Raw genomic sequence first — 26,928 nt, forward strand, 5'->3', positions numbered from 1 at the left:
ACCCCAGACCAACGGCCAGTAAAAACCCCTGAAAACCCAAAAAAGCACTAGCCGAGCATTGTCATTTTTAATATCGTATACGAAATACAATTAACGAACCGGAGGCAACAATGAGCAAGCGCATTAACTGGAGTGGCGTCTTCCCCGCAGTGACCACTCAATTCAACGATGACTTCTCCATCAACCTGGAAAAAACCCATCAGGTGATTTCCAACGTGATCCGCGACGGCGTGTCCGGCCTGGTGGTGTGTGGCTCGGTAGGTGAAAACACCTCGCTGAGCGCTGAAGAAAAAATCGCCGTGACTGAGGTCGCTGTCGATGCCGCCCGTGGTCGCGTACCGGTGATTTGCGGTGTGGCCGAGTTCACCAGCATACAAGCGGCCAAGGTCGCCAATGCCGTACGCCGGGTCGGCGTCGATGGCGTGATGCTGATGCCGGCGCTGGTCTACGGTTCCAAGCCGTTCGAGACCGCCGAGCATTACCGCTACGTGGCGAAAAACGCCGACGTGCCGCTGATGGTCTACAACAACCCGCCTATCTATAAGAACGACGTCACCCCGGACATCCTGATTTCCCTGGCCGACTGCGACAACGTGGTGTGCTTCAAGGATTCTTCCGGCGACACCCGCCGCTTCATCGACGTGCGCAACGAAGTCGGTGACCGTTTCGTGCTGTTCGCCGGCCTCGACGACGTGGTGCTGGAGAGCATCGCCGTGGGTGCCGAAGGTTGGGTCTCGGGCATGTCCAACGTGTTCCCGAAAGAAGGCGAAACCATCTTCCGCCTGGCCAAGGCCGGTCGTTTCGCCGAAGCCATGCCGATCTACGAATGGCTGATGCCGATCCTCCACCTCGATGCCCGTGCCGACCTGGTGCAGTGCATCAAGCTGTGTGAAGCCATCGCCGGTCGCGGCAGCGCCTTGACCCGTCCGCCACGCCTGGCCCTGCCGGAAGCCGACCGCGTATTCGTCGAGCAGATCATGGCCAAGGCGTTGGCCAACCGCCCGGAACTGCCGGACGTCGGTCTCTGAGTGATTGTCGGGCGGGCCTTTACTGGCCCGGCCCGGCTGCCCGTTTTTTGCGCCTAAACAAGGTACGTCAGCATGTCGAATCCTCAACACACGCAAAGCGCAACCACACCCTCGGGACTCAAACGCGTAGTGGCCGCAGCCATGGCTGGCACCGTCGCCGAATGGTATGAATTCTTTCTCTACGGCACCGCCTCGGCATTGGTTTTCGGCAAGCTGTTCTTCCGCCAGACCGACAACCCCATCGACGGCATCATCGCCGCCTTCGCCTTGTACGCGGTCGGCTTTCTCGCCCGGCCGTTGGGCGGTTTGGTATTCGGTCACTACGGTGACAAATTCGGCCGCAAACGCCTGCTGCAACTGAGCCTGGTAGTGGTCGGCATCACCACCTTCCTGATGGGTTGCCTGCCTGGCTTCGAGCAGATCGGTTACGCAGCGCCGGTGCTACTGGTGCTGCTGCGGTTGATCCAGGGCTTCGCTTTCGGTGGCGAATGGGGTGGCGCGATTCTGCTGGTCTCCGAACACTGCCCGGACAATCGAAGGGGCTTCTGGGCCAGTTGGCCGCAAGCCGGTGTGCCGGCCGGCAACCTCGTGGCTACGGTCGCCCTGCTGCTGTTGTCGTCGAACCTGTCAGAACAACAGTTCCTTGCCTGGGGCTGGCGCGTGGCGTTCTGGTTCTCGGCGGTCGTCGTGTTGATCGGTTACTGGATTCGCACCAGCGTCGATGACGCGCCGATCTTCAAGGAAGCCCAGGCCCGTCAGGCACAGACCAAACAGCAACAGCTCGGCGTGGTGGAGGTGCTGCGTCATCACTGGCGTTCGGTGCTGGTGGGAATCGGCGCACGCTTTGCCGAGAACATCCTCTACTACACCGTGGTGACGTTCTCGATTACCTATCTGAAACTGGTGGTGCACAAGGACACTTCGCAAATTCTGCTGCTGATGTTCGGCGCGCACCTGGTGCACTTTTTCCTGATCCCGCTGATGGGCTACCTGTCGGACATCGTCGGGCGCAAGCCGGTGTACCTGACCGGCGCGGTGCTCACAGCGTTCTGGGGCTTCATCGGTTTCCCGATGATGGACACCGGCAACAACTGGCTGATCATGGCCGCCATCACCCTGGGCCTGGCCATCGAGTCGATGACTTATGCGCCTTACTCGGCGCTGATGGCTGAACTGTTCCCGACCCACGTACGCTACACCGCCCTGTCCCTGTGCTACCAGGTGGCGCCGATCTTCGCCGGTTCCCTGGCACCGCTGATCGCCATCACCTTGCTCAACAAGTACCAGAGCTCGACTCCGATCGCCTGGTATCTGGTGGGCGCCGCGCTGATTTCCGTAGTGGCTGTCGGCCTGACCCGCGAGACCCGTGGCAAGTCATTGCGCCAGGTGGATGCCGAGTCGGCGGCGCGGGTTGCTGCGCTGGACCCAGCCCCGACTAGCCCACGCCGGGCCGATTCTCTGGCCTGAGTAAATCCCACAGAGGTTTTGTGTTGCTACCCCATTTTTCGACAGGAGCTTTTTTGATGTCTGAGATCCTTGGCCACAACTACATCGGCGGAGCGCGCAGCGCCGTCGGCGGCATCATCCTGAACAGCCACGACGCCAGCACCGGCGAAGCACTGCCCTACGCTTTCGTGCAAGCCACCGCGCAAGAAGTCGACGCGGCCGCTCAGGCCGCTGCGGCCGCTTACCCTACGTTTCGCAACTTGCCGGCGACGCGCCGGGCGGACTTCCTTGAAGCCATCGCCGCGCAACTGGATGCCCTGGATAACCAGTTCGTTGCCCTGGTGACCCGTGAGACCGCCCTGCCCAGCGCCCGGATTCAGGGCGAGCGCGGCCGCACCAGCAGCCAGATGCGTCTGTTCGCTCAGGTCCTGCGTCGTGGCGATTTCTACGGCGCGCGCATCGACCGTGCCCTGCCGGAGCGTCAGCCGCTGCCACGGGTTGACCTGCGCCAGTACCGGATCGGCGTCGGCCCGGTGGCAGTGTTCGGCGCCAGCAATTTCCCGTTGGCCTTTTCGACTGCCGGCGGCGATACCGCAGCGGCCCTGGCCGCCGGTTGCCCGGTGGTGTTCAAGGCCCATAGCGGGCACATGGCAACCGCCGAATGCGTGGCCAATGCGATTCTGCGCGCCGCCGAGCAGACCGACATGCCCAAGGGTGTGTTCAACATGATCTACGGCGCTGGTGTCGGAGAAGCGCTGGTCAAGCACCCGGCGATTCAGGCCGTCGGTTTCACCGGCTCGCTCAAAGGTGGCCGTGCCCTTTGCGACATGGCCGCCGCACGGCAACAACCCATCCCGGTGTTCGCCGAGATGAGCAGCATCAATCCAGTGGTGGTATTGCCCGAAGCCTTGCGTGCGCGCGGCGAGAAAATCGCCGGTGAACTGGTGGCATCGGTGGTCCAGGGTTGCGGACAGTTCTGCACCAATCCGGGGTTGGTCATTGGTATTCGCGGCCCTGAATGGACGGTGTTCACTGCGCGACTCAGCAACCTGATGGCCGAACAACCGGCGCAAACCATGCTCAATGCCGGCACCCTCGACAGCTATGAAAAAGGGTTGCGGGCCTTGCTCGAGCATCCGGGCGTGACGCACCTGGCGGGCCACGACCAGCAGGGCAATCAGGCGCGGCCGCAACTGTTCAAGGCCGACGTCAGCCTGCTGCTCAATGGGGATCCGCTGCTACAGGAAGAAGTGTTCGGTCCGACCACCATCATCGTTGAAGTGGCGGACAAGGTTGAGCTGCGCCAGGCGTTGAACAGCTTGCACGGGCAACTGACTGCGACATTGATTGGCGAAGCATCGGATCTTCAGTCCCATGCGGACCTGCTGATACTGCTGGAACAAAAAGTCGGCCGGGTACTGTTCAACGGTTACCCCACCGGGGTCGAAGTCTGCGATGCCATGGTCCATGGCGGGCCTTACCCTGCAACCTCCGACGCCCGTGGCACGTCGGTTGGCAGCCTGGCCATCGAGCGATTCCTGCGGCCGGTGTGCTACCAGAACTGCCCGGACGCCTTGCTACCCGATGCCTTGAAAAACGCCAACCCGCTGGGGATTGCACAGCTGGTGGATGGCTGCAGCCAACGCGACTCAATCTAAAAAACGCGCAAAGAACTGTGGGAGCGAGCCTGCTCCCACAGGATTGAGCACTTTGATTCAATCAGGCGAGCAAGGCCGTGAGGTCGTTGTACAGCGCCTCGGGAATTTGCACGCCTTCCACCTGGCTGCGTACCCGCGCCGCGTAACGTCGTTGCGACGGTAAGCGTGCGCCCTGCCCCTCAATGCCCTGGAACAACGTTTCGGCCCGGGCCAAATGTTCTTCAGTGGCGTCCCCCAGAAAGCGCCGAGGGTCCAGGGCGATGATCAACTCGCCATGGTACGGCGACGACTTGCTGCCCCCGTCGTAAGCCAACGACTCGGCACTGGTCAGGTCACCGATCAGCGGCCCGGCAATCAACTCCACCATCGCCGCCAGCGCCGAACCCTTGTGCCCGCCGAACGTCAGCATCGCGCCGCTGTCGAGCACCACGTTGGCGTCGGTGCTCGGCTGGCCGTGAGCGTCGACGCCCCAACCTTCGGGAATCGCCTTGCCGGCACGCCGGTGCAGTTCGATATCACCACGGGCAATCGCGCTGGTGGCGAAGTCGAACACAAACGGATCTTGCCCCGCACGCGGCCAACCGAAGGCAATGGGATTGGTGCCGAACACCGGCAGTCGTCCTCCAGCCGGCGCTACCCAGGCGTGGCTCGGATTACACGCCAGTGCCACCAGACCGGCAGCCGTCAGCTGCTCGATCTCCACCCACAGCGCCGAGAAATGTACACAGCGGTTGATGGCCAACGCCGCGATGCCGTTGGCCCGGGTTTTCTGCGCCAGCAACGGCAACCCCGCCTGAAACGCCAACTGCGAAAACCCACCGCCGGCATCCACCCGCACAATCGACGGCGCCTGGTCGATCACCTGTGGCTCGGCATCGGCTGACACCTTGCCGGCCCGCAGGGAATTCACACACCCCAGAATCCGGTACAAACCGTGGGAGGCACAGCCATCACGTTCGCCAGCAATCACCGTCGCCGCCACCGCTTGTGCATGGGCCAGATTAAAACCGTTGTGCAACAAGATCGATTCGGCCAACTCACGGGCTTCGATCAGGGTCAGTCGGATCATGGTCATCTCCTTGGACAGACCGGTCAGAGTGGTCTATCCGAGGTGTTATGGCTTGATGGGTTTGGGCATTGGCGGTGACGAAATCGGCACAGCGCAGGCAGTTTGACCCCGTTAAATCAGTGGCTGATGAGATCCAGTGTGGGAGCGAGCCTGCTCGCGAAGGCCGCACCTCTGTTTCAAGACTGATTGATGCTTTTGCGGCAACACAGAATTGCCATCGACCTGATTGATAGACCTCTGCGCAAGGCGCAAGCTAGAGGGCTGGCTTGGGCCTTATATCATTCCGAATGATAGTTACCTTCGCCCCATTCGATTCGTGAGATACAAACCCGCCGCGCATCATTCGCCAATCTCAACACATTGGCGGATGCATCCATGGAACAGTCACTCAAACATTTGCGCTTCCCGTTGGCTTTGTTGGCCGTAGTGGTGATCAGCGCTTGCGGCAAGGCCCCGGAAACCGCCGCCAGCATGCCAGCGGCCAAGGTCAGCGTGGCCAAGGTGCTGGAACAACCGGTCAACGAATGGGACGAGTTCACCGGCCGCCTCGAAGCGCCGGAAACCGTCCAGATTCGCCCACGGGTCTCCGGCCAGATCGATGAAGTGGCCTTCACTGAAGGCGCCTTGGTCAAGAAAGGCGACCTGCTGTTCCAGATCGACCCGCGTCCGTTCCAGGCTGAGGTCCGCCGCCTCGAAGCCCTGGTTGCACAATCGCGCGCCAACGCCACCCGCAGCGAAAACGAAGCCCAGCGCGGTGAGCGCCTGCGCACCAGCAACGCCATTTCCGCCGAGCTGGCCGATTCGCGCACCAGCGCCGCCCAGGAAGCCCGCGCCGCGGTCGGTGCCCTGCAAGCGCAACTGGACCTGGCCAAGCTGAACCTGAGCTTCACTCGTGTGACGGCGCCAATCAGCGGCCGCGTCAGCCGTGCCGAAATCACCGCCGGTAACCTGGTGACCGCCGACACCACCCCGCTGACCAGCGTGGTCTCCACCGACAAGGTGTACGCCTACTTCGACGCGGACGAGCGTGTGTTCCTCAAGTACACCGAACTCGCCCGCCAGGGCAAGCGCGGCGCCACCACCCCGGTCTACATGGGCCTGTCCAACGAGGACGGCAACCCGCACCAGGGCGTCATGAACTTCGTCGACAACCAGGTCAACCCGAAAACCGGCACCATCCGTGGTCGCGCCGTGTTCGACAACAGCGATGGCAGCTACACCCCGGGCCTGTATGCACGCCTGAAACTGGTGGGCAGCGGCACCTACAGCGCCATGCTGATCAATGATGAAGCCGTCGGCACTGACCTTGGCAAGAAGTTCGTACTGGTGATGGATGCCGACAACAAGACCGCCTACCGCGCGGTGGAACTGGGTCCGAAGATCGAAGGTCTGCGCATCGTGCGCAACGGCCTGAACAAGGACGACACCATCATCGTCAAGGGCTTGCAACGGGTACGCCCTGGCTCTCCGGTCACCCCTGAAGTGATTCCGATGGCCAGTGAACAGACCCTCGCGGCACTCGCACAACAACGCCAAGCGCTGGAAGCCAGCAACCTGCCCCAAGTCGCGCCTGCCAAGGTTGCAACGGGTACGGCTGTGAAACTGGCCGCCACGACCCCACGCGGTTAAGGGATTTTTACGATGAATTTTTCCCAATTCTTCATTTCGCGGCCGATCTTCGCAGCGGTTCTATCGCTGCTGATCCTGATCGCCGGTGCGATCTCGCTGTTCCAGCTGCCGATCAGCGAATACCCGGAAGTGGTGCCGCCGACCGTGGTGGTCCGCGCCAACTTCCCGGGTGCCAACCCGAAAGTCATCGGCGAAACCGTTGCCGCTCCGCTGGAGCAAGCCATCACCGGCGTCGAGAACATGCTGTACATGTCCTCGCAGTCCACCGCTGACGGCAAGATCACCCTGACCATCACCTTTGCCCTGGGTACTGACCTGGACAACGCGCAGGTGCAGGTGCAGAACCGTGTGACCCGGACCGAGCCAAAACTTCCCGAGGAAGTGACGCGCATCGGTATCACCGTGGACAAGGCGTCGCCCGACCTCACGATGGTGGTGCACTTGACCTCGCCGGACAAACGCTACGACATGCTGTACCTGTCCAACTACGCCCTGCTCAACATCAAGGATGAGCTGGCGCGCCTGGGCGGTGTCGGTGATGTGCAGTTGTTTGGCATGGGCGATTACTCGCTGCGTGTGTGGCTCGATCCGAACAAAACCGCTTCGCGCAACCTGACCGCGACCGATGTGGTCACAGCGATTCGTGAACAGAACCGTCAAGTGGCGGCCGGTGCACTGGGTGCGCCTCCTGCACCGAATGCCACGGCCTTCCAGTTGTCGGTCAACACTCAGGGCCGTCTGGTGTCCGAGGAAGAGTTCGAGAACATCATCATTCGCTCTGGCGACAACGGTGAAATCACTCGCCTCAAGGACATCGCTCGCGTCGAACTGGGCTCCAGCCAGTACGCCCTGCGTTCGTTGTTGAACAACCAGCCGGCGGTGGCGATCCCGATCTTCCAGCGTCCCGGTTCCAATGCCATCGAAATCTCCAACGAAGTTCGGGCAAAAATGGCCGAGCTGAAGAAGAGCTTCCCCGAAGGCATGGACTTCAGCATCGTCTATGACCCGACGATCTTCGTGCGCGGTTCCATCGAGGCGGTGGTTCACACCCTCTTCGAAGCGTTGATCCTCGTGGTGTTGGTGGTGATCCTGTTCCTGCAAACCTGGCGCGCCTCGATCATTCCATTGGTCGCTGTGCCGGTATCGCTGATCGGTACTTTTGCCGTGATGCATTTGTTTGGCTTCTCGCTCAACGCCTTGTCGCTGTTCGGCCTGGTATTGGCGATCGGTATCGTGGTGGACGACGCCATCGTGGTGGTGGAGAACGTCGAGCGGAACATCGAACTCGGATTGACCCCGGTCGAAGCCACCAAGCGCGCCATGCGTGAAGTGACCGGCCCCATCATTGCGACGGCGCTGGTGCTGTGTGCGGTATTCGTTCCGGCGGCGTTCATCTCCGGCTTGACCGGCCAGTTCTACAAGCAGTTCGCCCTGACCATCGCGATTTCGACGGTGATCTCGGCTTTCAACTCCCTGACCCTGTCGCCGGCCCTGGCCGCGGTATTGCTCAAGGGCCACGACGCGCCGAAAGACCGTTTCTCCAAGGTACTGGACAAGATTTTCGGTGGCTGGTTGTTCCGTCCGTTCAACCGCTTCTTCGAAAAGGCCAGCCATGGTTATGTCGGCACCGTTGCCCGCGTGATCCGCTCCAGCGGCATCGCCCTGCTGCTGTACGCCGGCCTGATGGTCCTGACCTTCTTCGGTTTCTCCAGCACCCCGACCGGTTTCGTACCCGGCCAGGACAAGCAATACCTGGTGGCCTTCGCGCAACTGCCGGATGCCTCGAGCCTGGACCGTACCGAAGACGTGATCAAGCGCATGTCCGACCTCGCCCTGAAACAGCCTGGCGTGGAAAGTGCGGTGGCCTTCCCTGGCCTGTCGATCAACGGTTTCACCAACAGCCCGAACGCCGGCATCGTGTTCGTGACCTTGAAACCGTTCGACGAACGTAAAGACCCGAGCATGTCCGCCGGTGCGATTGCCGGTGCCTTGAACGGCCAATACGCGAACATCCAGGAAGCCTACATGGCGATCTTCCCGCCGCCGCCGGTACAAGGCCTGGGCACCATCGGTGGTTTCCGCCTGCAGATCGAAGACCGGGGCAACCTGGGCTACGAAGAGCTGTACAAGGAAACCATGAACATCATCAACAAGAGCCACAACGTGCCGGAACTGGCTGGCCTGTTCACCAGCTACACGGTGAACGTGCCCCAGGTCGATGCCGCCATCGACCGTGAAAAAGCCAAGACCCACGGCGTCGCCGTCAGTGACATCTTCGACACCCTGCAGATCTACCTGGGTTCGCTGTATGCCAACGACTTCAACCGCTTCGGTCGCACCTACCAGGTCAACGTCCAGGCCGAACAACAGTTCCGCCTCGAATCCGACCAGATCGGCCAACTGAAAGTGCGCAACAACAAGGGCGAGATGATCCCTCTGGCGACCTTCATCAAGGTCAGCGACACCTCAGGTCCCGACCGCGTGATGCACTACAACGGCTTCATCACCGCTGAAATCAACGGTGCGGCAGCGCCCGGCTACAGCTCCGGCCAGGCCGAAAAAGCCATCGAGAAACTGCTCAAGGAAGAACTGCCCAACGGCATGACCTACGAATGGACCGACCTGACCTACCAGCAGATCCTGTCCGGCAACACCGCGTTGTTCGTGTTCCCGCTCTGTGTGCTGCTGGCGTTCCTGGTGCTGGCAGCCCAGTACGAAAGCTGGAGCCTGCCACTGGCGGTGATCCTGATCGTACCGATGACCCTGCTGTCGGCCATCACGGGGGTGATTGCTTCCGGTGGCGACAACAACATCTTTACCCAGATCGGTTTGATCGTATTGGTGGGGCTTGCCTGTAAGAACGCGATTCTGATCGTCGAGTTCGCCAAGGACAAACAGCTGGAAGGCCTCAACCCGCTGGCTGCGGTCCTGGAAGCTTGCCGCCTGCGTCTGCGGCCGATCCTGATGACCTCCTTCGCGTTCATCATGGGTGTCGTGCCTCTGGTGTTCTCCAGCGGCGCCGGTGCTGAAATGCGCCACGCCATGGGTGTGGCGGTGTTCTCCGGGATGCTCGGGGTGACCTTCTTCGGTCTGTTGCTGACGCCAGTGTTCTACGTATTGATCCGTAACTTTGTCGAGCGCGGCCAGGCACGCAAAGCCGCCAAGGCCGCCCTGAAGCTGGAGTCGCATTGATGAGTTTGAAAGCCTTCCTGCCGAGCCTGCTGGTACTGGCCCTGAGTGCCTGTGCCGTGGGCCCGGACTACAAGACGCCAACCACCGAGGCGGCCAACATCACGGCCGCCACCGATGGCGCCGCTGGCCAGAAGAACTTTGACCGCTCGCGTTTCGAAGGTATCTGGTGGCAACAGTTCGAAGACCCGACCCTCAATCAACTGGTGACTAAATCCCTGCAAGGCAACCGCGATTTGCGCGTCGCCTTCGCCCGCTGGAAAGCGGCGCGGGCGATCCGCGATGACGTCAGCAACGACGCCATGCCAACCATCACCAGCCGCGTCAGCAGTGACCTGGGCAAAGGCCAGATTCCGGGCCAGACCACCGACCGGGTCAACAGCGAACGCTATGACCTGGGCCTGGACATGGCCTGGGAAATTGATCTGTTCGGCCGCATCCAGCGCAACCTGGAGTCGGCCAACGCCGAGCAACAGGCATTCGAGGCCGATCTGTACCAGCTGCAAGTCACCATGATTGCCGAACTGGTGGATTCCTACGGTCAACTGCGCGGCGCGCAACTGCGGGAGAAAATCGCCCTGGCCAACCTGGAGAACCAGCAGGAGTCACGCAAGATCACCATCAGCCTGCGTGATGCCGGCGTCGGTGACCAGCTCGATGTGGAGCGCGCCGATGCGCGACTGGCGTCGGTCGAAGCCAGCGTGCCGCAATTGCAGGCCGAACAGATCCGGCAGAAAAACCGCATTGCCACCCTGCTGGGTGAGCGTCCGGACAAGCTGAGCGTGGACCTGAGCCCGAAAGACTTGCCGGCGATCGCCAAGGCCCTTCCGATCGGTGATCCGGGTGAACTGCTGCAACGCCGTCCGGACATTCTCAGTGCCGAACGCAAACTGGCCTCGGCCACGGCTCGAATCGGCGTGGCCAAGGCGGATCTGTTCCCTCGGGTCAGCCTCAGCGGCTTCCTTGGTTTTACGGCCGGGCGCGGTTCGCAGATCGGCTCCTCGGCGGCCAACGCCTGGGCACTGGGCCCGAGCATCACCTGGGCGGCGTTTGACCTGGGCAGCGTCAAGGCCCGTTTGCGCGGCGCCGACGCCGATGCTGAAGGCGCCCTGGCGACCTACGAGCAGCAAGTGTTGCTGGCCCTGGAAGAATCGGAAAACGCTTTCAGCGACTACGGCAAACGCCAACAGCGCCTGATCTCGTTGATTCGCCAGAGCGAGTCCAGCCGCTCGGCTGCCGACCTGGCGGAGATCCGCTACCGCGAAGGCACCGCCGATTTCCTCGTGCTGCTCGATGCCCAGCGTGAACGCCTGGCGGCCGAAGACACCCAGGCCCAGGCTGAAGTCGACCTGTATCGCGGCATCGTCGCGATCTACAAGGCCCTCGGTGGCGGCTGGCAGCCGGAGACGGTCGCGAGCAAGTAATACGGTTTTAAAGCGCTCCTTTGGTTGGCCGCAACCAACCAATTCCTTAGCCCTGCGTCTCATTCGGTCGCGGGGCTTTTTTTTGAATTCGCCACCAACCCATGTAGGAGCGAGCCTGCTCGCGATAGCGGTGTGTCAGTCGACATCATCTTCAAATGTGAGTCCGTCATCGCGAGCAGGCTCGCTCCTACAGGGGGTCAGTGCTGGTCCTTGGATTTGTGGTTTTCCTGGACGGTCACGGTAGCGGTAGTACCTGCACGCAAGTTGTTTTTACCGGCATAGTCGGCATCAATCTCGATCCGCACCGGCACCCGCTGCGCCAGTTTGATCCAGGTGTAACTGGGGTTGATGCTGGCCAGCAGCCGGCCGCCCGGCAGGTTTTCCCGGTCGGCGATGGCGAAGGCAATGCTCTGCACCTTGCCGCCGAAGGTTTCGCCACTCATCAACTCAATCTTGACCCGGTCACCCTCCCCGATCCGCGGCAACTTGGTTTCTTCGAAGTAACCGCTGACATAGAACGATTCACTGTCCACCAGCGCCAGCAACGGGCCGCCGGCCGAGGCGTAGTCGCCCTCCCGGGTCAGCAGATTGGTGACATAGCCGGTCACCGGGGAGACGACATGGGTACGCTGCAAGTCGAGTTCGGACTGGGTCAAGGCGGCAATGGCCAGTTGCACGTTGGCCTGGGCCAATACCAGGTTGGCCTGGTTACGCAGCAAGTCGGCCTGGGCCACCGACACATCGGTGTTGGCCTTTTCCCACTCTTCGCCGGAAATCGCCGAACGATCCTTGAGCGTGCGCCGCCGCTGCTCTTCGCTCTGACGTTGTTTGAGCAATGCTTCGCTGGCGCTAATCGCCGCCTGTGCCTGCCCGAGCGAGGCTTTCGCCACCTCCACCGCACGCTTGGAATGCTCCACCGCCAGGGTGTAACGCGCCGGATCGATCTCCAGCAGAGCCTGGCCTTTGTTCACATGCTGGTTGTCCTGCACGGCCAGGCTGACGATTCGTCCCGAAACGTCTGCGGACAAGGTCACCACATCGGCACGCACCCGGGCATCCCGGGTCCAGGGTGCGCGGGTGTAATGCTCCCAGGCGAACCAGCCGAGGATGAAGGCCAGCAGTACCACCGCCAGCGTCGTGAGTCGGGAAAGGATGTTCTTCAAGGCATCAGGCTCCCATGACCAGAATCAACGTGGCGCAGACGCAGGCGTACAGCGCGCCTTCGAACAACGCCTCGTGCCAGACAAACTGCAGAACGCCGAGGCGCCGCAATGTCCAGTCCAGCAACAGGAAAATCGGTATGCCCAGCAACAGTGCCTGAGCAATCGGGGGCAGGTAGGCACCTCCCACTTCCAGATCAATGGGCAAGGACTGGGTCTCCTTCAGGGCCTGAGGGTTGAAAGTAGCCGCGATAGCGTTCGACGAACGAGACCACGATCAACAGCGCCACGCGCATGCGGAACACCGACCACAAGCGCTCATGGACATCGGTATGCAGCGCATCCAGGTCGTCACCCAGGGTGTGCAGACTATCAAGTACCCGCGCCACTTCGACCCCGGGCCGGCCGGCGACCAGCCTGCCCGTTTCCCGGACCGTCGAAAACAGGCGACTTTGCAGATCCGGACTCAGCAGTGCGTTGTTCTGCCCCTGCTGCCTGAGCTGATTCAAGGCAATACCCAGCGCCATGCAGGCCAGGCTGACTTGAAACAGCTCGCGCGATTGTGGCTCCCGGGTTGCCGGCAGCAGCCCCAGCATCATGGTCAGGCGATCAACCATGCGGCTCTCGAAGGCAAACTGCTGCTCATCGGTCGCCGAGGTTTTCAGCAAGGCGTACACCTGCTCGCCGTTCTCTTTGTGGAGCCGGCGCATGCGCAAATCCGGCATGTACGGAAAGATCAGCGCATAGACACTCAAGGCCAGTACGGTCGCGCAGGTATAGGCCCCGGCAAACTCGAACCACTGGATGGCGGTGTTTTGCCCGATCCCTACGTTCAACGGGCCAAGCAACAAAAACGTCGTGAGCCCCAGGCCAATGCCCGTACCCGTGGTGGGGGGGCTGGCCAATCCCACTGCTACGGCGTAGAGCAAGGGCACCAGCAGCAAGGCAAGCATCTCGAAATTGCTGATCATCGGCACAAACAGGAACTGAAGGAGCGCCGAGGCCACCAGTGCCAGCCCGAATCCCCTGGCATAGCTTTGCACCGCCAGCAGCGGCCGGGGAAACGTCGACATCAGCGAGCACAGGATGCCCAGCAGCACCATCCCGCCTCGGGCACCGTCCCAGCCGGTTTCGATCCAGATCAGGCCTGCGATCAACAGTGCGGAAAAGGCCCGGATGGCGTTCATGGTCGCCAGGGTGAAGTCCAGGTGCAGCGGGTTTTCCCGCCCGCGATACATGCTGCTGGCCGGTCGCCCGCTCTGGATGGCGTCGCTCAATTCCAGAATCTGCTCAAGCTGCTGCAACAGACGCGCCTGTTCCCAGCGCAGCGACCATGCCAGCGAGCGCAAGGTGGCCGGCAGCGGCTCGGTCAACTGTTCGGCCCTGTAGGCCAGTTCATCAAAGCGTTGTTGCAGCGAGGTGAAATGGTGGCGCTTTTCACTGGACAGCGAACGCCCCTCTTGTGCCAGCTCATCGAGAAAGGCCAGTTCTTCGGCGCGCAGCCGTTGAATCTCTTCAGGCAACTCGCCCTCCCAGCGCTCGGTCAACAACAGCCGTTGGTGGCGCAAGGCGGTCAGCCGCGCGGTCAATAGCACCAGTTGGTTGCCCAACAGTTGCACCAGACCGTTGGCGCTGCGTAACCGTGGTGCATCGAAGTACATGTGTCGGCGCACGCCCTCCAGGCCGCTGATCTGGCCCAGCAACTGCATTTGCCGCTGCTGGAAGTCGGCTTCGCTCTCTTCGGTGCGGATGACGGCGCTGGCATGGGTGGCCAGCAACCGGGTGATTTGATCGATCCTGGCGAAGTAATCCCGGGCCACGGCCTCCGGCCTGGCGGTGAGCAGGCTGACCACGCACACGCAGGCAACCGCCAGCAAGGTTTCGGTGAGGCGGGTCACCGCCAGCAAAAAGGTGCCGTCCTGATCGGGGATCGCCAGCAACGCGATGACCACGGCGGTGTAGCCACTGAGCACGAATGCCCCGGAACTGGTGTAGCGCAGCAGCGTGCCACCAGCGGTGCACAGCGCCAGCCACAAGGCCAGGGTGGTGATGAACGGCAACGGTGCCTGGGGAAATATCGCCATGATTGCCACCGCTACGACCGCCCCCATGGTGGTACCGATGACTTGGCCAAAACTGCGGGCCAGCACCATGCCACCCAGTGGCTGGCTGATGATGACCACGGCCATGATCGACCACTTGGGCTGGTCCAGGTCGAACAAAAACGCCAGGTACAGGGTCAACAACCCGGCCGCGATGGTTCGCAGGGCAAACAGCAGCACCCCGGGCCCGGGGTTGAGCATGGCCTTGAAGTATTGCAACAACCCTTGCATGGGAACACTCGTCGAGACACCTCCAGCAAGCGTAGTCACTGCTGCGTGGCCTCGACAGGTTTTGCTGTCGACACCGCTTGCAGGCCCGTTGTTTGTCGGCTGAAGGGCTGTTCAACGGTTTGAATCGCGAGAGCACGTCGTCAAGGTTTGACTCAAGGCCGTGCCTGACCGAAGCTGGCGCCTTTGCAAAAGCTTGCCAGCTTCCGGATTCCTGCATGCCCAAGTCCCGCCGCATTCTGTTTATCAGCGTCTTCGCGCTGCTCGTCATCGGTTTTGCGTGGTTTTCCCTGCGCGATACCACCCCGGTGGTTCCCGAAGCCATCCAGCATGGCTACAGCGAAGCGCTGGCGGCTGCCCGTGCCGGTCAACCGGGTGCCGCGCGGGTGCTCTATCAGCAATTGGCCCGTCCGGACCTGTCCCCCAAGCGTCGTATCTGGTTGCATGCCGAACTGCCCAACTACCCAAGCTCGGTGGCCCTGAAGCTGGCGGATGCCGACTTGCAGAACGAGTCGCCCGACGTACGTATCGCGGCGATCAGGAGCATCAGCGGCCTGGTCCCGAACGGCCAGCGCAGTCTGCTGCTGGGACCATTGCTCGAAGACAGCGAACAAAGCGTGCGGCTGGAAGCCATCAACGCGCTGCTGGGGTTGTCCCCGGATGACCTGGGTTTGTATTTCGGGCCGCTGGAACAAGCCATCGATGCCTGGGAGCAAGTGCTCAGGAGCGAGCCGCAAAGCGCTGATAACCAATACCAGCTGGCCCGACTGCATTTGCACAACGCCGAACTCAAGGAAGCGCAACAGGCGCTGGACAACACCCTGCGCCTGGCGCCGGACAACCTGCCGGCGCTGGTGCTGCAAATCGAGGTACTGGATAAACAGGGCCAGAACGACGCCGCCCGGCAACTGTTGGCCAGGCAACTGCAGGCACAGCCCAACTCGGCCTACCTGCAACATGCCCTGGGGCTCTGGCTGCTGCATCACGAGCAAAGCGAATTCGCCCTGCTCGGCCTGTCCAAAGCCGTTGAACTTGAGCCAAACAACCGCGATTACCGCTACGACCTGGCCACCACGCTGCACGGTGAGCAGGAGCTCGAAGCGGCACAGAAACAGTTGCAGGAAGTCGTTCAGCGCCATCCCAACGATCGCAAGGCTCGGGTCCTGCTGATCAATTACTGGAAGGAAAGCGGGCAGCTGCAAAACGTGCAGATCCTGTTGGCCCAGCTCGAACAGATGAACCCCGATGATCCGGCGTTGCAACAAGGGCTTTAAGCCCGACTGAAATTTCGTTGAACCGTCGCGACCTGTTGACGGCGAAGGTCAGGGAGATGATCAGCGCCTGAATGCTCAGGAAAGCATGTCCTGCATCAGTTCCTGCAACTTGTCCAGATCGAAGGGTTTGTCCAGGATCGGCGCCTTGCGCGTGATCGGGCTGTCGGTCTCACGGATTTCCTGGGCATAGCCGCTGATGAAAATCACCTTGAGCTCTGGTCGCAGCTTCACGGCGGGCTCGGCGATCTGCACGCCGGAGATTCCTCCGGGCAGGCGGAAGTCGGTGATCATCATGTCCAGGTGCGGCTTGCTCGCCAGGATCTCGAAAGCCTGTTCGCCGTTTTCGGCCTGCAACACGCGATAACCCTCGCCCGACAGATAAGCGGACAGCACCATCAGAATCGAGGGGTCGTCCTCGACGACGAGTACTACATCTTGTGCATCTTCGCTCATGGGAAGCCTTTGTTCGGTCAATTGCTGCTGATACGACCGTGGGGTCGTTCAGAGGTTGCGTTTACCTGGCTGTTTTCCTACAGCGGCAGACAAACGCGAAACAAGGCGCCTTCGCCAATCCTGCTCTGGACGGTAATAGTACCGCCATGGGCGGCCACAATCTGTTCTGAAATAAACAATCCCAGGCCCAGCCCGGCGACGGCGTGTTTGGCCGATACCCGCTCGAACTGCTGGAAGATCCGTTTCTGGTTTGCCTCGCTGATGCCGATCCCTTGATCCTGCACATCCACCAGCGCCTGACCACCTTCACTGTAGACCCTCACCGAGATCGGGCTCTTGGCCCCGTAGCGCAAGGCGTTGGTCAACAGGTTGGAAATGACCTGTTCAATACGAAACTCGTCCCAGTTTCCGATCACCGGTTGCGCGGCGTCGAGCGAAACCGAGGCCTCGGCGGCGTCGAACTGCCGGGAAAAGTTGTGCAACACGTCATGAACCAGCGTCGAAAGGTCAACACGCTTCGGCCGAATCGACAACTTGCCGGTGCGAATGCGCGAGACGTCGAGCATGTCTTCGATCAAGCGAATGAGGCTTTTGATCTGCCGTTCGTCGCGGTCGACCATGGCATGCATCTTGTCCAGAGTGAAGGCGGCGGCGTTGTCCCGGGCCAGGTGCATCTTGCGCAGCTGGGTTTCAAGGATCAGGCCGTTGAGCGGCGTGCGCACCTCGTGGGCGACGATGGACATGAAGTCATCGCGCGTGCGCACCGCCTGCTCCAGTTCCAGCTGGGTATTTTGCAGTTGCTTGAGCAGGGTCTCCTGTTCGCGGCGACTTTGCTCAAGGGCCAGCACTTGCTCCTTCATCGCCTTGCTCTGGCGATACAGGTCGACGAACACACTGACCTTGCTCTTGACCGCCTGAATGTCCAGCGGTTTGTGCAGGAAGTCCACGGCTCCGCTTTCATAGCCCTTGAACGCATAGTTGAGCTCACGCCCGGCGGCGCTGACGAAAACGATCGGGATGTTCCTGGTTTTTTCCGTACCACGCATCAACTCGGCCAGCTCGAAGCCATTCATGCCGGGCATCTGTACATCGAGGATGGCCAAGGCGAATTCGTGTTGCAGCAGCAGGGACAAGGCTTCGTCGGCGGACAGCGCCTTGTAGACGATGCGGTCTTCACGCTTGATCAACGCTTCGAGCGCCAGCAGATTCTCCGGCAGATCGTCCACGATCAGCAGTTTGGCCTTGATATGACTCAACATGCGATTCGTTCCAGTTCGACAAGCAAACGGCCGATGCCGCGTACAGGAAGTATGTGATCCGGCTGATGCATCTCCAGCGCGGCCTGGGGCATGGTGGCGACCTGAGCCTCATGCGGGTCTTGCACGATGGTCATGCCGCCGCGCTGTTTGACCAGGGCCAGGCCGCGCGCGCCATCGCGGTTGGCGCCGGTGAGCAATACCGCAGCCAGATTGGCGCCGTACGCATCGGCGGCCGATTCGAACAGGTAGTCGATGGCGGGTCGCGAATGATGCACACGAGGCTCCAGGCTCAGGGAAAAGCTGCGATCCTGCTCCACCGACAGGTGATAACCGGGCGCGGCGAAATACAGCGTGCCGGCCTCGACCGGGGTCTTGTCGCACGCCTCCCGCACCGGCAGCGCAACCCGGCGGGAAAACACGTCCGCCAGATGGCTGCGGCGCTCGTCCGGCATGTGCAGCACGACAATGATCGGCAACGCGAAGCCTTCGCGCAGCGGGCCGAGGATGTTCAACAGCGCCTCGACGCCACCGGCGGAGGCGCCGATCACGATCGCTTCGATCGCCGGCAGGTTCGTTGCACTTTTCATGATTTTCGATAAATCCGTTCTTGTTTGACCAACGGCTCGAACTGATCGCCGAAGGCTGAGAAATCCGGGGTTTCCTTACTGCCCAGCACCAAAAAACCGCGATGGCAGAGGGACTCATGAAACAGTCCGAATGCCCGATCCTGAAGCTTTTTATTAAAGTAAATCAGTACGTTACGACATGAAATTAATTGAGTTTCCGAGAATACGCTGTCCGTCGCCAGGCTGTGATCGGCGAAGGTCACGTTCTCGCGCAGTGTCTTGTCGAAAATCGCGTAGCCATAGGCCGCCGTATAGTAGTCGGCAAACGAACTCTGGCCACCGGCCTGCTGGTAATTAGCAGTGTAGGCGCGGACGTTCTCCATCGAGAAAATCCCTTGCTTGGCCTTTTCCAGCGAGCGCGGATTGATGTCGGTGGCGTAGATGATCGTGCGGTCGAGCAGGCCCTCTTCGCGTAGCAGAATGGCCATCGAATACACCTCTTCACCGGTGCTGCATCCGGCAATCCAGACCTTGATCGAGGGGTAGGTTCGCAACAGCGGCACCACTTCCTTGCGGATGGCGAGGAAGTGCGAGGGGTCGCGGAACATCTCGCTGACCGGAATGGTCAGCAATTGCAGCAGTTGCATGAACGCAGCGGGATCGTGCAGGACCTTTTCCTGCAACGCCGAGATGGTACTGCACTCGAACTGGCTCAACGCATGGTTGACCCGGCGCTTGATCGAAGCGCCGGAGTAATCGCGAAAATCGTAGCTGTACTTGAGGTAGATCGCCTCGATCAACAACCGCAACTCGATTTCGCTGTTTCGCTCCCCTGAAAAATTGCGCTCCACTAGATCCGTTCCATCTTCGGCAGCCACACACGAATCAGCGAAAACAGACGATCCAGATCGATGGGCTTGGCCAGGTAATCGTTGGCGCCAGCCTGCAGGCAGCGCTCCTGATCGTCCTTCATGGCCTTGGCCGTCACCGCGATGATCGGCAGCTTGCGCCAGCGTGGGTCCTTGCGGATTTCAACGGTGGCTTCAAAACCATCCATCAGCGGCATCATCACGTCCATCAACACCAGATCGATGTCTTGCACCTCATTGAGTCGTTCAATCGCTTCGCGGCCGTTGCGGCCAATGACCACGACTGCGCCCTTATGCTCCAGTGCGCTGGTGAGGGCGAAAATGTTGCGCACATCGTCATCCACCAGCAGCACCTTGCGGCCCTCGAAGACCTTGTCGCGGCTGCGGGCGACCTTGAGCATCTTCTGCCGTTCATGGGACAACCGTGATTCGACTTTGTGCAGAAAAAGCGTCACCTCATCCAGCAACCGCTCCGGCGAGCGTGCGCCCTTGATGATGATCGAACGCGAATACTTGCGCAGTTCGGCCTCTTCATCGCGGGTCAGGTTACGCCCGGTATAGACGATGACCGGCGGAAAGGAACAGATGTCTTCGGTAGACATGCGCTTGAGCAGGTCATTGCCGAGCATGTCCGGCAGCTTGAGGTCGATGATCATGCAATCGAAGACCGACGTGCGCAGCAGGTCCAGCGCCTCCTGTGCCAGGCCAACGGCGGTGATCTCGATGTCATCGTCGCCGATCAGGCGGGCAATGCTGTCGCGTTGCAAGTCGTCGTCCTCGACCAGCAGCACGCGCTTGACCTTCTGGGTCAGCTTGGCCTCGAGGCGTGCAAACACGTCCTTGAGTTCCTCCCGGGTGGTTGGTTTGACCGCATAGCCAATGGCGCCCATGTGCATCGCCGCCTCGACCCGGTCCTCGACTGAAATCACATGCACCGGGATGTGCCGGGTTTCGGCGTGTTCCTTCAGGCGTTGCAGCACGGTCAGGCCGGAATGATCCGGCAGGCGCATGTCCAGCAGGATCGCATCGGGGATGAACGCCTTCGCCAGCTCGTAGCCTTCATCGGCGCCGTGGGCCACCAGGCACTGATAACCCAGTTCATGGGCCAGGTCGTAGAGGATATGCGCAAAGTTCAGCTCATCCTCCACCACCAGAATGCAGCGGCTGGTGAACGGCCCCTTGTTGCGATCGTCGTCGAAACGCGGAATGTCGACGTCGGCCACCAATGGCGACAACGTGGGCGGCAGTACACTTGGCACAGCCGCCACAGAAGCGATTCGCATCGGTTCGACAGGCTCTTCGCCCGGCTCCACGTACTGCTGCGGCAGGACCAGGGTAAACACACTGCCCTGCCCCGGTGTGCTGGTCACGCTGATGGAGCCGCCGAGCAAGGCCGCCAGGTCACGGGAGATCGACAAGCCCAGCCCGGTGCCGCCGTAACGCCGGTTGGTGGTGCCATCAGCCTGACGGAACGCTTCGAAGATGCTTTCGTGCTGATCCACTTCGATGCCGATCCCGGAATCGCGGATGGTGAACGCGATGCCGTCATTCGGCGCCGTGGCGACGGACAGGCCAACGCTACCGCTTTCAGTGAACTTCACGGCGTTGGACAACAGGTTCTTGAGCACCTGCTCCAGGCGCTGGCGGTCGGTGAACAGCATCGGCGGCGCACCGTCCTGCAAATCCACCTGGAAATCCAGCTGCTTGTCCGTGGCCAATGGCTGGAACAGACCGCGCAGGCCATCCACCAGCCGCGCCACGCTGGTGTTCTCCGGATGGATCTCCAGCTTGCCGGCCTCGACTTTGGAAATATCCAGAATGTCGTTGATCAGGTGGAGCAAGTCATTGCCAGCGGAGTAGATCGACTCGGCGAACTTGACCTGCTCGGCAGTGAGGTTTTCTTCCGGGTTTTCCGCCAGCAGCTTGGCCAGGATCAACGAGCTATTGAGCGGCGTGCGCAGTTCATGGGACATGTTGGCGAGGAATTCGGACTTGTACTTGCTCGAACGCTGCAGTTCTAGCGCGCGCTCTTCCAGCTGGATCTGGGCCTGATTGAGCTCGGTATTCTTCAGGTCCATGGCGTCGCGTTGCTCGGCCAATATTTCTGCCTGCTCGGCGAGTTGTTCGTTGGTCTGCTCCAGTTCCACCTGCTGGGTTTCCAGGTGCGCCTGGGACTCCTTTAGAATCCGCGACTGCTCTTCGAGCTCTTCGTTGGCGGTCTTGAGTTCTTCCTGCTGAACCTGCAATTCTTCGTTGAGTTGCTGGGTTTCAGCCAACACCTCCTGCAAACGCTGGCGATAGCGTGCCGCCTCGATCGAGGTGCCGATGTTGCCGGCCACCAGCTCAAGCAATTCAACGTCACGGTCCGTCAATGGACGCAGAAAGCCCAACTCGATAACGCCGTTGACCCGCTCGTCGTCACTGGTTGGCACCACCAGTACACTGCGGGGCAAACCGTCACCGAGACCGGAGCTGACCTTGAAGTAATCTCCCGGCACCTCATCCAGGCGAATCAGCCGTGCCTGCTGCGCCACCTGGCCGACAATGCCTTCATCGCTGTAGATCTGCTGTTCACGCTGCTCCTGTTCGCGAGAGAAACCGTAGGTGGCGATGCGCTTGAGGGCGCCGTGGTCTTCACGCACATAAATGGCCCCCACGGCGGTGCCCAGGTACTGCGCGCAGAATTGCAGGATGTTGCGACCGAGCATGTTCAGGCTCAATTGCCCCAGCACCTGCTCGGCCAGTTCGGTCTGGCCGTTGCGCAGCCAGGCCTGCTGCTCCAGGCGATGGGCACTGGCCTGTTGGGTTGCAAGGTTGGCGCTGTAGTTCTGCGACAGGGTCAACAAATCGCGGCGCCCGACATACGCCAGCAGCCCGCTGACCCCGGCGATGAACAACAGGTAGAGGCTGATGCTCATGATCGTGGTACGGCGCACGTCATCATTGCGCGATGCGCGCAACTGTTGCTCGGTGTCGATCACCGCCTCGAACTGCTTGCGAATTTCATCGGTCAGGCGTTTGCCGCGTCCGGCCTTGACCACGGCCCGATAATCGCCGCCACTGCGCTGCAAATCGATCATCGATTGCGCGTAGTTGGTCCACTCCTGCTGCAAGGCCTGCAACCGTAGCAAGCGATCGGTCTGCACCGGGTTGTCGGCGGTCAGTTCGAGCAAGGAGTTGAGCTCCACGGCGATGCGCGGCTTGGCGGTTTCGTAGGGATCGAGGAAATGTTCATCGCCACTGAGCAGGAAACCGCGCATCCCGGTTTCCAGATCCACGGTCAGCTTGACCGCTTCATTGGCGTTATTGATCACCCGGTCGGTGTGTTCCACCCACTGGATCGTCGACAGTAAATAGGTGATCAGCGACACGAAGAACACGGCGCTGATGAGACCCAGACCCAAAGGCAGGCTGATGTTGCGGCTCAGCAGTTTACGAAATCGTTGCTCATCAACCGAGGACGCTGGGGTCATGGGGCAGGCCTTGTCGAACTGTCGGAATGCAAGGAGTTTGCCCCAAAACTGGCACATTGATCCAATTATCTGACATGTTTGCGCGCAAGGTCCTAATTGCACTGCGCCCGCGTTATCCTTGCCTGGCCTGCGCCGACAATCCTTTTTCCATCGCGCAGGGAACTTGTCGGGATCCGCCACTTACTCATGCAAGTGGCCGGTGATTTCCAGCGCCCGGTAATGCCAATCTTTTTCGGGAATTCGACCATGTCATCTGCCAACGCCTCCACCATCCTCATCGTCGAAGACGATGCCATCGTGCGCATGCTGATCGTCGACGTACTCGAAGAACTGGAATTCAAGGTGCTGGAAGCCGATGGCAGCGAACAGGCGCTGGAGAAGCTCAAGGACAAGAACCAACACATTGACCTGATGATGACTGATGTCGGCCTGCCGGTCATGGACGGCCGCGAACTGGCCACCCTCGCCCGCACGTTACGCCCCGACCTGCCCATCCTGTTCGCCAGCGGTTATGCCGAAAGCATTGAAGTGCCTCAAGACATGCACGTGATCGGCAAACCCTTCTCCATTGATCAGTTGCGCGACAAGGTCAAAAGCATTCTCGAGTGACCCTGGACTGCGCTGTGGTTTAATGCGCGCCTTTTTCGCCTCCGCCCTGTCTTTGCTTCAAGGAATTTCCATACATGATTGAGCCCCGCGCAACCAAAGTCCTGGTCATTGGTTACGTCTGGCCCGAGCCCCGCTCTTCAGCGGCCAGCGGGCATGTCATGCAGATTCTCGAGGTTTTCCTGGAACAAGGCTGGGACATCACGTTCAGCAGCCCGGCAGGCTTCGGCGAGCAACGCGCAGACCTGACGGCGCTGGGTATCGGCGAAGTCCCCATCGAACTGAACAACAGCAGTTTCGACGCATTCATCAGCGAACTGGCGCCGGACATCGTGTTGTTCGATCAATTCATGATGGAGGAACAGTTCGGCTGGCGGGTCGAGAAGTATTGCCCAGATGCCTTGCGCGTGCTCGAAAGCTGCGACCTGCAAAGCCTCAGGCTGGGTCGGCACCTAAGCCTCAAGGAGCGCTTGAAGGCCAGTGACGACAACAATGACTTCAGCGACCTGTTCGCCCAGGCTTCGCGCGAAGAGTTCGAACACATGGCCGATACCGATCTGGCGAAGCGCGAAATCGCCTCCTTTTATCGTTGTGATCTGACGCTGATGGTTTCCGAAGTGGAAATCGAATTGCTGGTCGAGCAGTTCAGGTTTCCCCGCAATCTGTTGCATTGGTGCCCGTTGATGGTCGACCTGCCGACCCAACCGCCCGTGCCGTTTGAAGATCGCGCGCACTTTCTGCACATCGGCAACTTTCGCCATGCACCCAACTGGGATGCCGTGCTCTGGCTGAAAACCGCTATCTGGCCGCTGATTCGCGAGCAGATTCCCGGCGCTCAATTGCACATCTATGGTGCCTACACACCACCGAAAGCGACTGCCCTGCATAACCCGGCCCAGGGCTTTCATGTCATGAACTGGGCAGAAGACGCCCTGCAAGTCATGTCAGCAGCACGGGTCTGCATGGCGCCTCTGCGTTTTGGCGCGGGAATCAAAGGCAAGATTGTCGATGCGATGCTCTGTGGCACACCGAATGTGACGACGCCAGTGGGTGCCGAGGCGATGCATGGCGAAGAGGCATGGCCCGGTGCGGTGACCCGTTCGGCACGGGAGTTCGCCGATCATGCCGTGCAACTGCACAACGACAAGACGCGCTGGCTGGACGCCCAGGCGCACGGGCAAACCCTGCTTGCCAGCCGCTTCCGCAAATCCGTTCACGGCCCGGCCCTGATCCAGCGGCTGGTCGATTGCCAACGGGATCTGGCAAACATCAGGCGAGATAACTTTACCGGCAGCATGCTGCGTCATCACCAGCACAAGAGCACTCAATACATGGCGCAATGGATCGAGGCGAAGAACCGGCTTAATCAGGAGTAGCCCGCTCTCCTTGTGCAATACATAGTTACCACCGTAGCTGCGCCCAAGGGGGTAACCTGAGCGCTTCACACCCAATGGACGGGGTGTTTCGCACAAGGAATGGCCATGACCGGCAACACACGTGGTTTGCTCGACAAGCAAACCTGGATGAGCAACACCCTCGAGATCAATCAACTCAAACTCACCGATATCGTCTGGCCTGGCGTGCATAACGCCGGCATGGACAAGAAAGCGCCGAACTACGACGTCGTGACCGGCAACTGGACCGCCTGTCAGAACGACACGTTCTCCTGGCAACTGGCCAACGGCGCCCGCGCCTTCGACATCCGTCTGGGCTACACGGCCGGTGCGGCTCGATCGGGCTTCTACTTTCACCACAACGGCTATCGCTCGCATCGCGCCCTGGACGATCTGGTCGACGCGGTGCTGCTGTTCCTTGATCGAAACCCGGACGAATTCATCGTGCTGGACTTCCATCAACTGGCCGACGGCAAAAAACCTTTCGATCATGAACGACTCAATGACTGGCTCGTGCGTCGTCTCGGGCTGCGAGCCGTCCTTCCCGGTGACGGACTCAAAACAGTGGGAGAACTGAAAGCTGCGAGCCGGCATCGCCGGGTGATCATGGCGGCACCCGCCAGGCCTGAACTCGATGGCGAGTATTTCTGGCCACGCATCCCGCACAAATGGCGCGACAACACGTTCTCCGACCCCGTCGAACTGCAACGCTACATCGCGCAGACCCTGGAAGATGCGCCCTACGAAACCTTCCTCTGGTCACTGTCCGCGACCACCTACTCACTGCTGGGCGGCCCCGGGAATATCAAGCGGCAGATCAACGACTGGTTCAACACCACGGGAAACTGGGTGACCCGTTGCAGCATCATCAGCAGCGATTTTTTCGACGAGTCCGACATCGTCCGTTATTGCTGGAGCGCCACCAGCATGAAAGCGGTTTACGGCCGTGCCTTGCACGAACAGACGAACCGACGGTAGTAGCCTTAGCCCTGCGGCAAGAGGCATGATCCGGGCGGGATAACTACAAAAGCGCCCTGACATGACCCGCACCACCAGAGTCACCGATCCTTCCTACGAGTTGATGGACGACCACAACGGCTTGTCCATCATCTATCGCCAGCATGGTTTCCCCTGCCCGCTGGTGCGCTGGCATTTCCACAAGGAATACGAACTGCACCTGATCGTCGCCAGTTCCGGCAAGGTGTTCATCGGCGACTACATCGGCAACTTCTATCCCCAGACACTGTTTCTCACTGGCCCCAACCTGCCCCACAACTGGATCAGCCAGGTCGCCGAGGATGAAGTGGTGCCCAAGCGCGACATGCTGGTCAACTTCACCGACGAGTTGTTCGACAGCGGCTATCAGGTGTTCGCCGAACTCAAGGCCCTGGCACCGCTGCTCGAGCGCGCGCAGTACGGTATCGAGTTTCGCTGCAAGCACACCATCGCCAAGGCGATGGATCTGATGCAGCGCATCGCCGATACCACTGGTGTGACCCGTCTCGGGCACTTTTTCATTCTGCTGGAATTGCTTGCGGCCACCGACGACTACCAATTGCTCTCCGGCGCCACGACCCCGCAACTGGCGGACGAGCACAACATCGACCGCACCAACCGCGCGGTGGATTACATCTTCGCCCATTACGCACGGGACTTGACGCTGGAGGAAGTCGCCGAGCACCTGGGCATGAAACCGACTTATTTCAGCCGGGTTTTCAAGCAGGCCACCGGGCGCAATTTCATCGAATTCGTCAATCGCCTGCGCATCAGCAAGTCCTGCGAGTTGCTGGCTGATGGCGACAAGCCGGTGACTGATGTCTGCTTCGAATCGGGCTTCAACAATATTTCCAACTTCAACCGGCGCTTCCAGCAGCTCAAGGGCATGACCCCTTCGCATTACCGGCGGCTGGTGGTGCAGCGGTTGACAGAGCAAAACCTGGGTTAAAAATCAAATTCTGCTAAAAGCTATAAAACCTGTACGGATTCAATACCCCTCCCTCGCTGAAAAGCCCTGCCCTGCGTCCTCCATCCAAATATTCAGTGCAAAAAAGTATCGATCAAAGTGCGATGGATGATTTGTCTCGCCTGCCATTGAAGGATG

The 26,928-nt window shown here is 60.5% G+C and carries 20 protein-coding genes; 11 read left to right on the forward strand and 9 right to left on the reverse strand.

The features are described 5' to 3' along the window. The first annotated feature begins 110 nt into the window (after positions 1-110). The 3 genes from AABM52_RS15720 to AABM52_RS15730 all read left to right on the forward strand — a co-directional run bounded on the left by AABM52_RS15720 (position 111) and on the right by AABM52_RS15730 (position 4,132). On the forward strand, positions 111-1,028 hold the full coding sequence (locus tag AABM52_RS15720) for a dihydrodipicolinate synthase family protein (RefSeq protein ID WP_347906656.1): 918 nt from the start codon (positions 111-113) through the stop codon (positions 1,026-1,028). A gap of 72 nt (positions 1,029-1,100) precedes the next feature. Then, the gene (gene abaF, locus AABM52_RS15725; RefSeq protein WP_347906657.1) at positions 1,101-2,495 is read left to right on the forward strand and encodes a fosfomycin efflux MFS transporter AbaF; all 1,395 of its coding nucleotides are present in this window, start codon (positions 1,101-1,103) and stop codon (positions 2,493-2,495) included. Positions 2,496-2,551: 56 nt separating this feature from the next. Further along, positions 2,552-4,132, forward strand: coding sequence for an aldehyde dehydrogenase (NADP(+)) (locus AABM52_RS15730; protein ID WP_347906658.1), 1,581 nt, complete (start codon positions 2,552-2,554; stop codon positions 4,130-4,132). Between the two features lie 61 nt (positions 4,133-4,193). On the opposite strand, the gene AABM52_RS15735 is transcribed toward AABM52_RS15730, so the two are convergent. Continuing rightward, positions 4,194-5,201, reverse strand: a complete 1,008-nt coding sequence (locus AABM52_RS15735; RefSeq protein WP_347906659.1) for an Ldh family oxidoreductase — start codon at positions 5,199-5,201, stop codon at positions 4,194-4,196. Positions 5,202-5,576: 375 nt separating this feature from the next. On the opposite strand from AABM52_RS15735, the gene mexE reads away from it, so the two are divergent. The 3 genes from mexE to AABM52_RS15750 are packed head-to-tail and all read left to right on the forward strand — an operon-like array spanning position 5,577 to position 11,443. Then, entirely contained in the window at positions 5,577-6,830 is a 1,254-nt protein-coding gene (gene mexE / locus AABM52_RS15740) for a multidrug efflux RND transporter periplasmic adaptor subunit MexE (protein ID WP_347906660.1), read from the forward strand. Positions 6,831-6,842: 12 nt separating this feature from the next. After that, a complete protein-coding gene (locus AABM52_RS15745; RefSeq protein WP_223453878.1) occupies positions 6,843-10,022 on the forward strand; it encodes an efflux RND transporter permease subunit in 3,180 nt (1,059 codons plus the stop codon). Next, the gene (locus AABM52_RS15750; RefSeq protein ID WP_347906661.1) at positions 10,022-11,443 is read left to right on the forward strand and encodes a TolC family protein; all 1,422 of its coding nucleotides are present in this window, start codon (positions 10,022-10,024) and stop codon (positions 11,441-11,443) included. Before AABM52_RS15745 ends, AABM52_RS15750 begins: the two co-directional genes overlap by 1 nt. A gap of 197 nt (positions 11,444-11,640) precedes the next feature. Here the strand turns inward: AABM52_RS15750 and AABM52_RS15755 are convergent, their stop codons facing one another. The 3 genes from AABM52_RS15755 to AABM52_RS15765 are packed head-to-tail and all read right to left on the reverse strand — an operon-like array spanning position 11,641 to position 14,936. Next, positions 11,641-12,606, reverse strand: coding sequence for an HlyD family secretion protein (locus AABM52_RS15755; RefSeq protein WP_347906662.1), 966 nt, complete (start codon positions 12,604-12,606; stop codon positions 11,641-11,643). A 4-nt stretch (positions 12,607-12,610) separates the two neighbouring features. Beyond that, on the reverse strand, positions 12,611-12,811 hold the full coding sequence (locus tag AABM52_RS15760; RefSeq protein WP_347906663.1) for a DUF1656 domain-containing protein: 201 nt from the start codon (positions 12,809-12,811) through the stop codon (positions 12,611-12,613). Then, complete coding sequence (locus AABM52_RS15765; protein ID WP_347906664.1) at positions 12,801-14,936, reverse strand: FUSC family protein; 2,136 nt, start codon at positions 14,934-14,936, stop codon at positions 12,801-12,803. The genes AABM52_RS15760 and AABM52_RS15765 overlap by 11 nt, the downstream gene beginning before the upstream one ends. A gap of 215 nt (positions 14,937-15,151) precedes the next feature. On the opposite strand from AABM52_RS15765, the gene AABM52_RS15770 reads away from it, so the two are divergent. After that, a complete protein-coding gene (locus tag AABM52_RS15770; RefSeq protein ID WP_347906665.1) occupies positions 15,152-16,207 on the forward strand; it encodes a tetratricopeptide repeat protein in 1,056 nt (351 codons plus the stop codon). Between the two features lie 75 nt (positions 16,208-16,282). Here the strand turns inward: AABM52_RS15770 and AABM52_RS15775 are convergent, their stop codons facing one another. The 5 genes from AABM52_RS15775 to AABM52_RS15795 form a co-directional block, all read right to left on the reverse strand. After that, positions 16,283-16,660: a response regulator gene (locus tag AABM52_RS15775; protein WP_007970583.1), complete on the reverse strand. Its 378-nt coding sequence runs from the start codon at positions 16,658-16,660 to the stop codon at positions 16,283-16,285. A 77-nt stretch (positions 16,661-16,737) separates the two neighbouring features. Continuing rightward, on the reverse strand, positions 16,738-17,919 hold the full coding sequence (locus AABM52_RS15780; RefSeq protein WP_347906666.1) for a hybrid sensor histidine kinase/response regulator: 1,182 nt from the start codon (positions 17,917-17,919) through the stop codon (positions 16,738-16,740). After that, positions 17,913-18,506, reverse strand: coding sequence for a chemotaxis protein CheB (locus tag AABM52_RS15785; protein ID WP_347906667.1), 594 nt, complete (start codon positions 18,504-18,506; stop codon positions 17,913-17,915). The genes AABM52_RS15780 and AABM52_RS15785 overlap by 7 nt, the downstream gene beginning before the upstream one ends. After that, positions 18,503-19,336: a protein-glutamate O-methyltransferase CheR gene (locus AABM52_RS15790; protein WP_347906668.1), complete on the reverse strand. Its 834-nt coding sequence runs from the start codon at positions 19,334-19,336 to the stop codon at positions 18,503-18,505. The genes AABM52_RS15785 and AABM52_RS15790 overlap by 4 nt, the downstream gene beginning before the upstream one ends. Continuing rightward, positions 19,336-22,827, reverse strand: a complete 3,492-nt coding sequence (locus AABM52_RS15795; protein WP_347906669.1) for a response regulator — start codon at positions 22,825-22,827, stop codon at positions 19,336-19,338. The genes AABM52_RS15790 and AABM52_RS15795 overlap by 1 nt, the downstream gene beginning before the upstream one ends. A gap of 246 nt (positions 22,828-23,073) precedes the next feature. Here AABM52_RS15795 and AABM52_RS15800 point away from each other — a divergent pair, with 246 nt between their 5' ends. From AABM52_RS15800 to AABM52_RS15815, 4 genes are all read left to right on the forward strand, one after another. Next, entirely contained in the window at positions 23,074-23,436 is a 363-nt protein-coding gene (locus AABM52_RS15800) for a response regulator (protein ID WP_347906671.1), read from the forward strand. 74 nt (positions 23,437-23,510) lie between these two features. Beyond that, positions 23,511-24,809 carry a glycosyltransferase gene (locus AABM52_RS15805; protein ID WP_347906673.1) on the forward strand — a complete coding sequence of 433 codons (1,299 nt, stop codon included), beginning with the start codon at positions 23,511-23,513 and terminating at the stop codon, positions 24,807-24,809. 105 nt (positions 24,810-24,914) lie between these two features. Then, entirely contained in the window at positions 24,915-25,805 is an 891-nt protein-coding gene (locus AABM52_RS15810; RefSeq protein ID WP_347906675.1) for a phospholipase, read from the forward strand. Positions 25,806-25,866: 61 nt separating this feature from the next. Next, on the forward strand, positions 25,867-26,772 hold the full coding sequence (locus AABM52_RS15815; RefSeq protein ID WP_347906677.1) for an AraC family transcriptional regulator: 906 nt from the start codon (positions 25,867-25,869) through the stop codon (positions 26,770-26,772). Positions 26,773-26,928: the final 156 nt, after the last annotated feature.

Origin of the sequence: Pseudomonas grandcourensis (assembly GCF_039909015.1) — a bacterium.
In the GTDB taxonomy this organism is placed as follows: Bacteria; Pseudomonadota; Gammaproteobacteria; order Pseudomonadales; family Pseudomonadaceae; genus Aquipseudomonas; species Aquipseudomonas grandcourensis.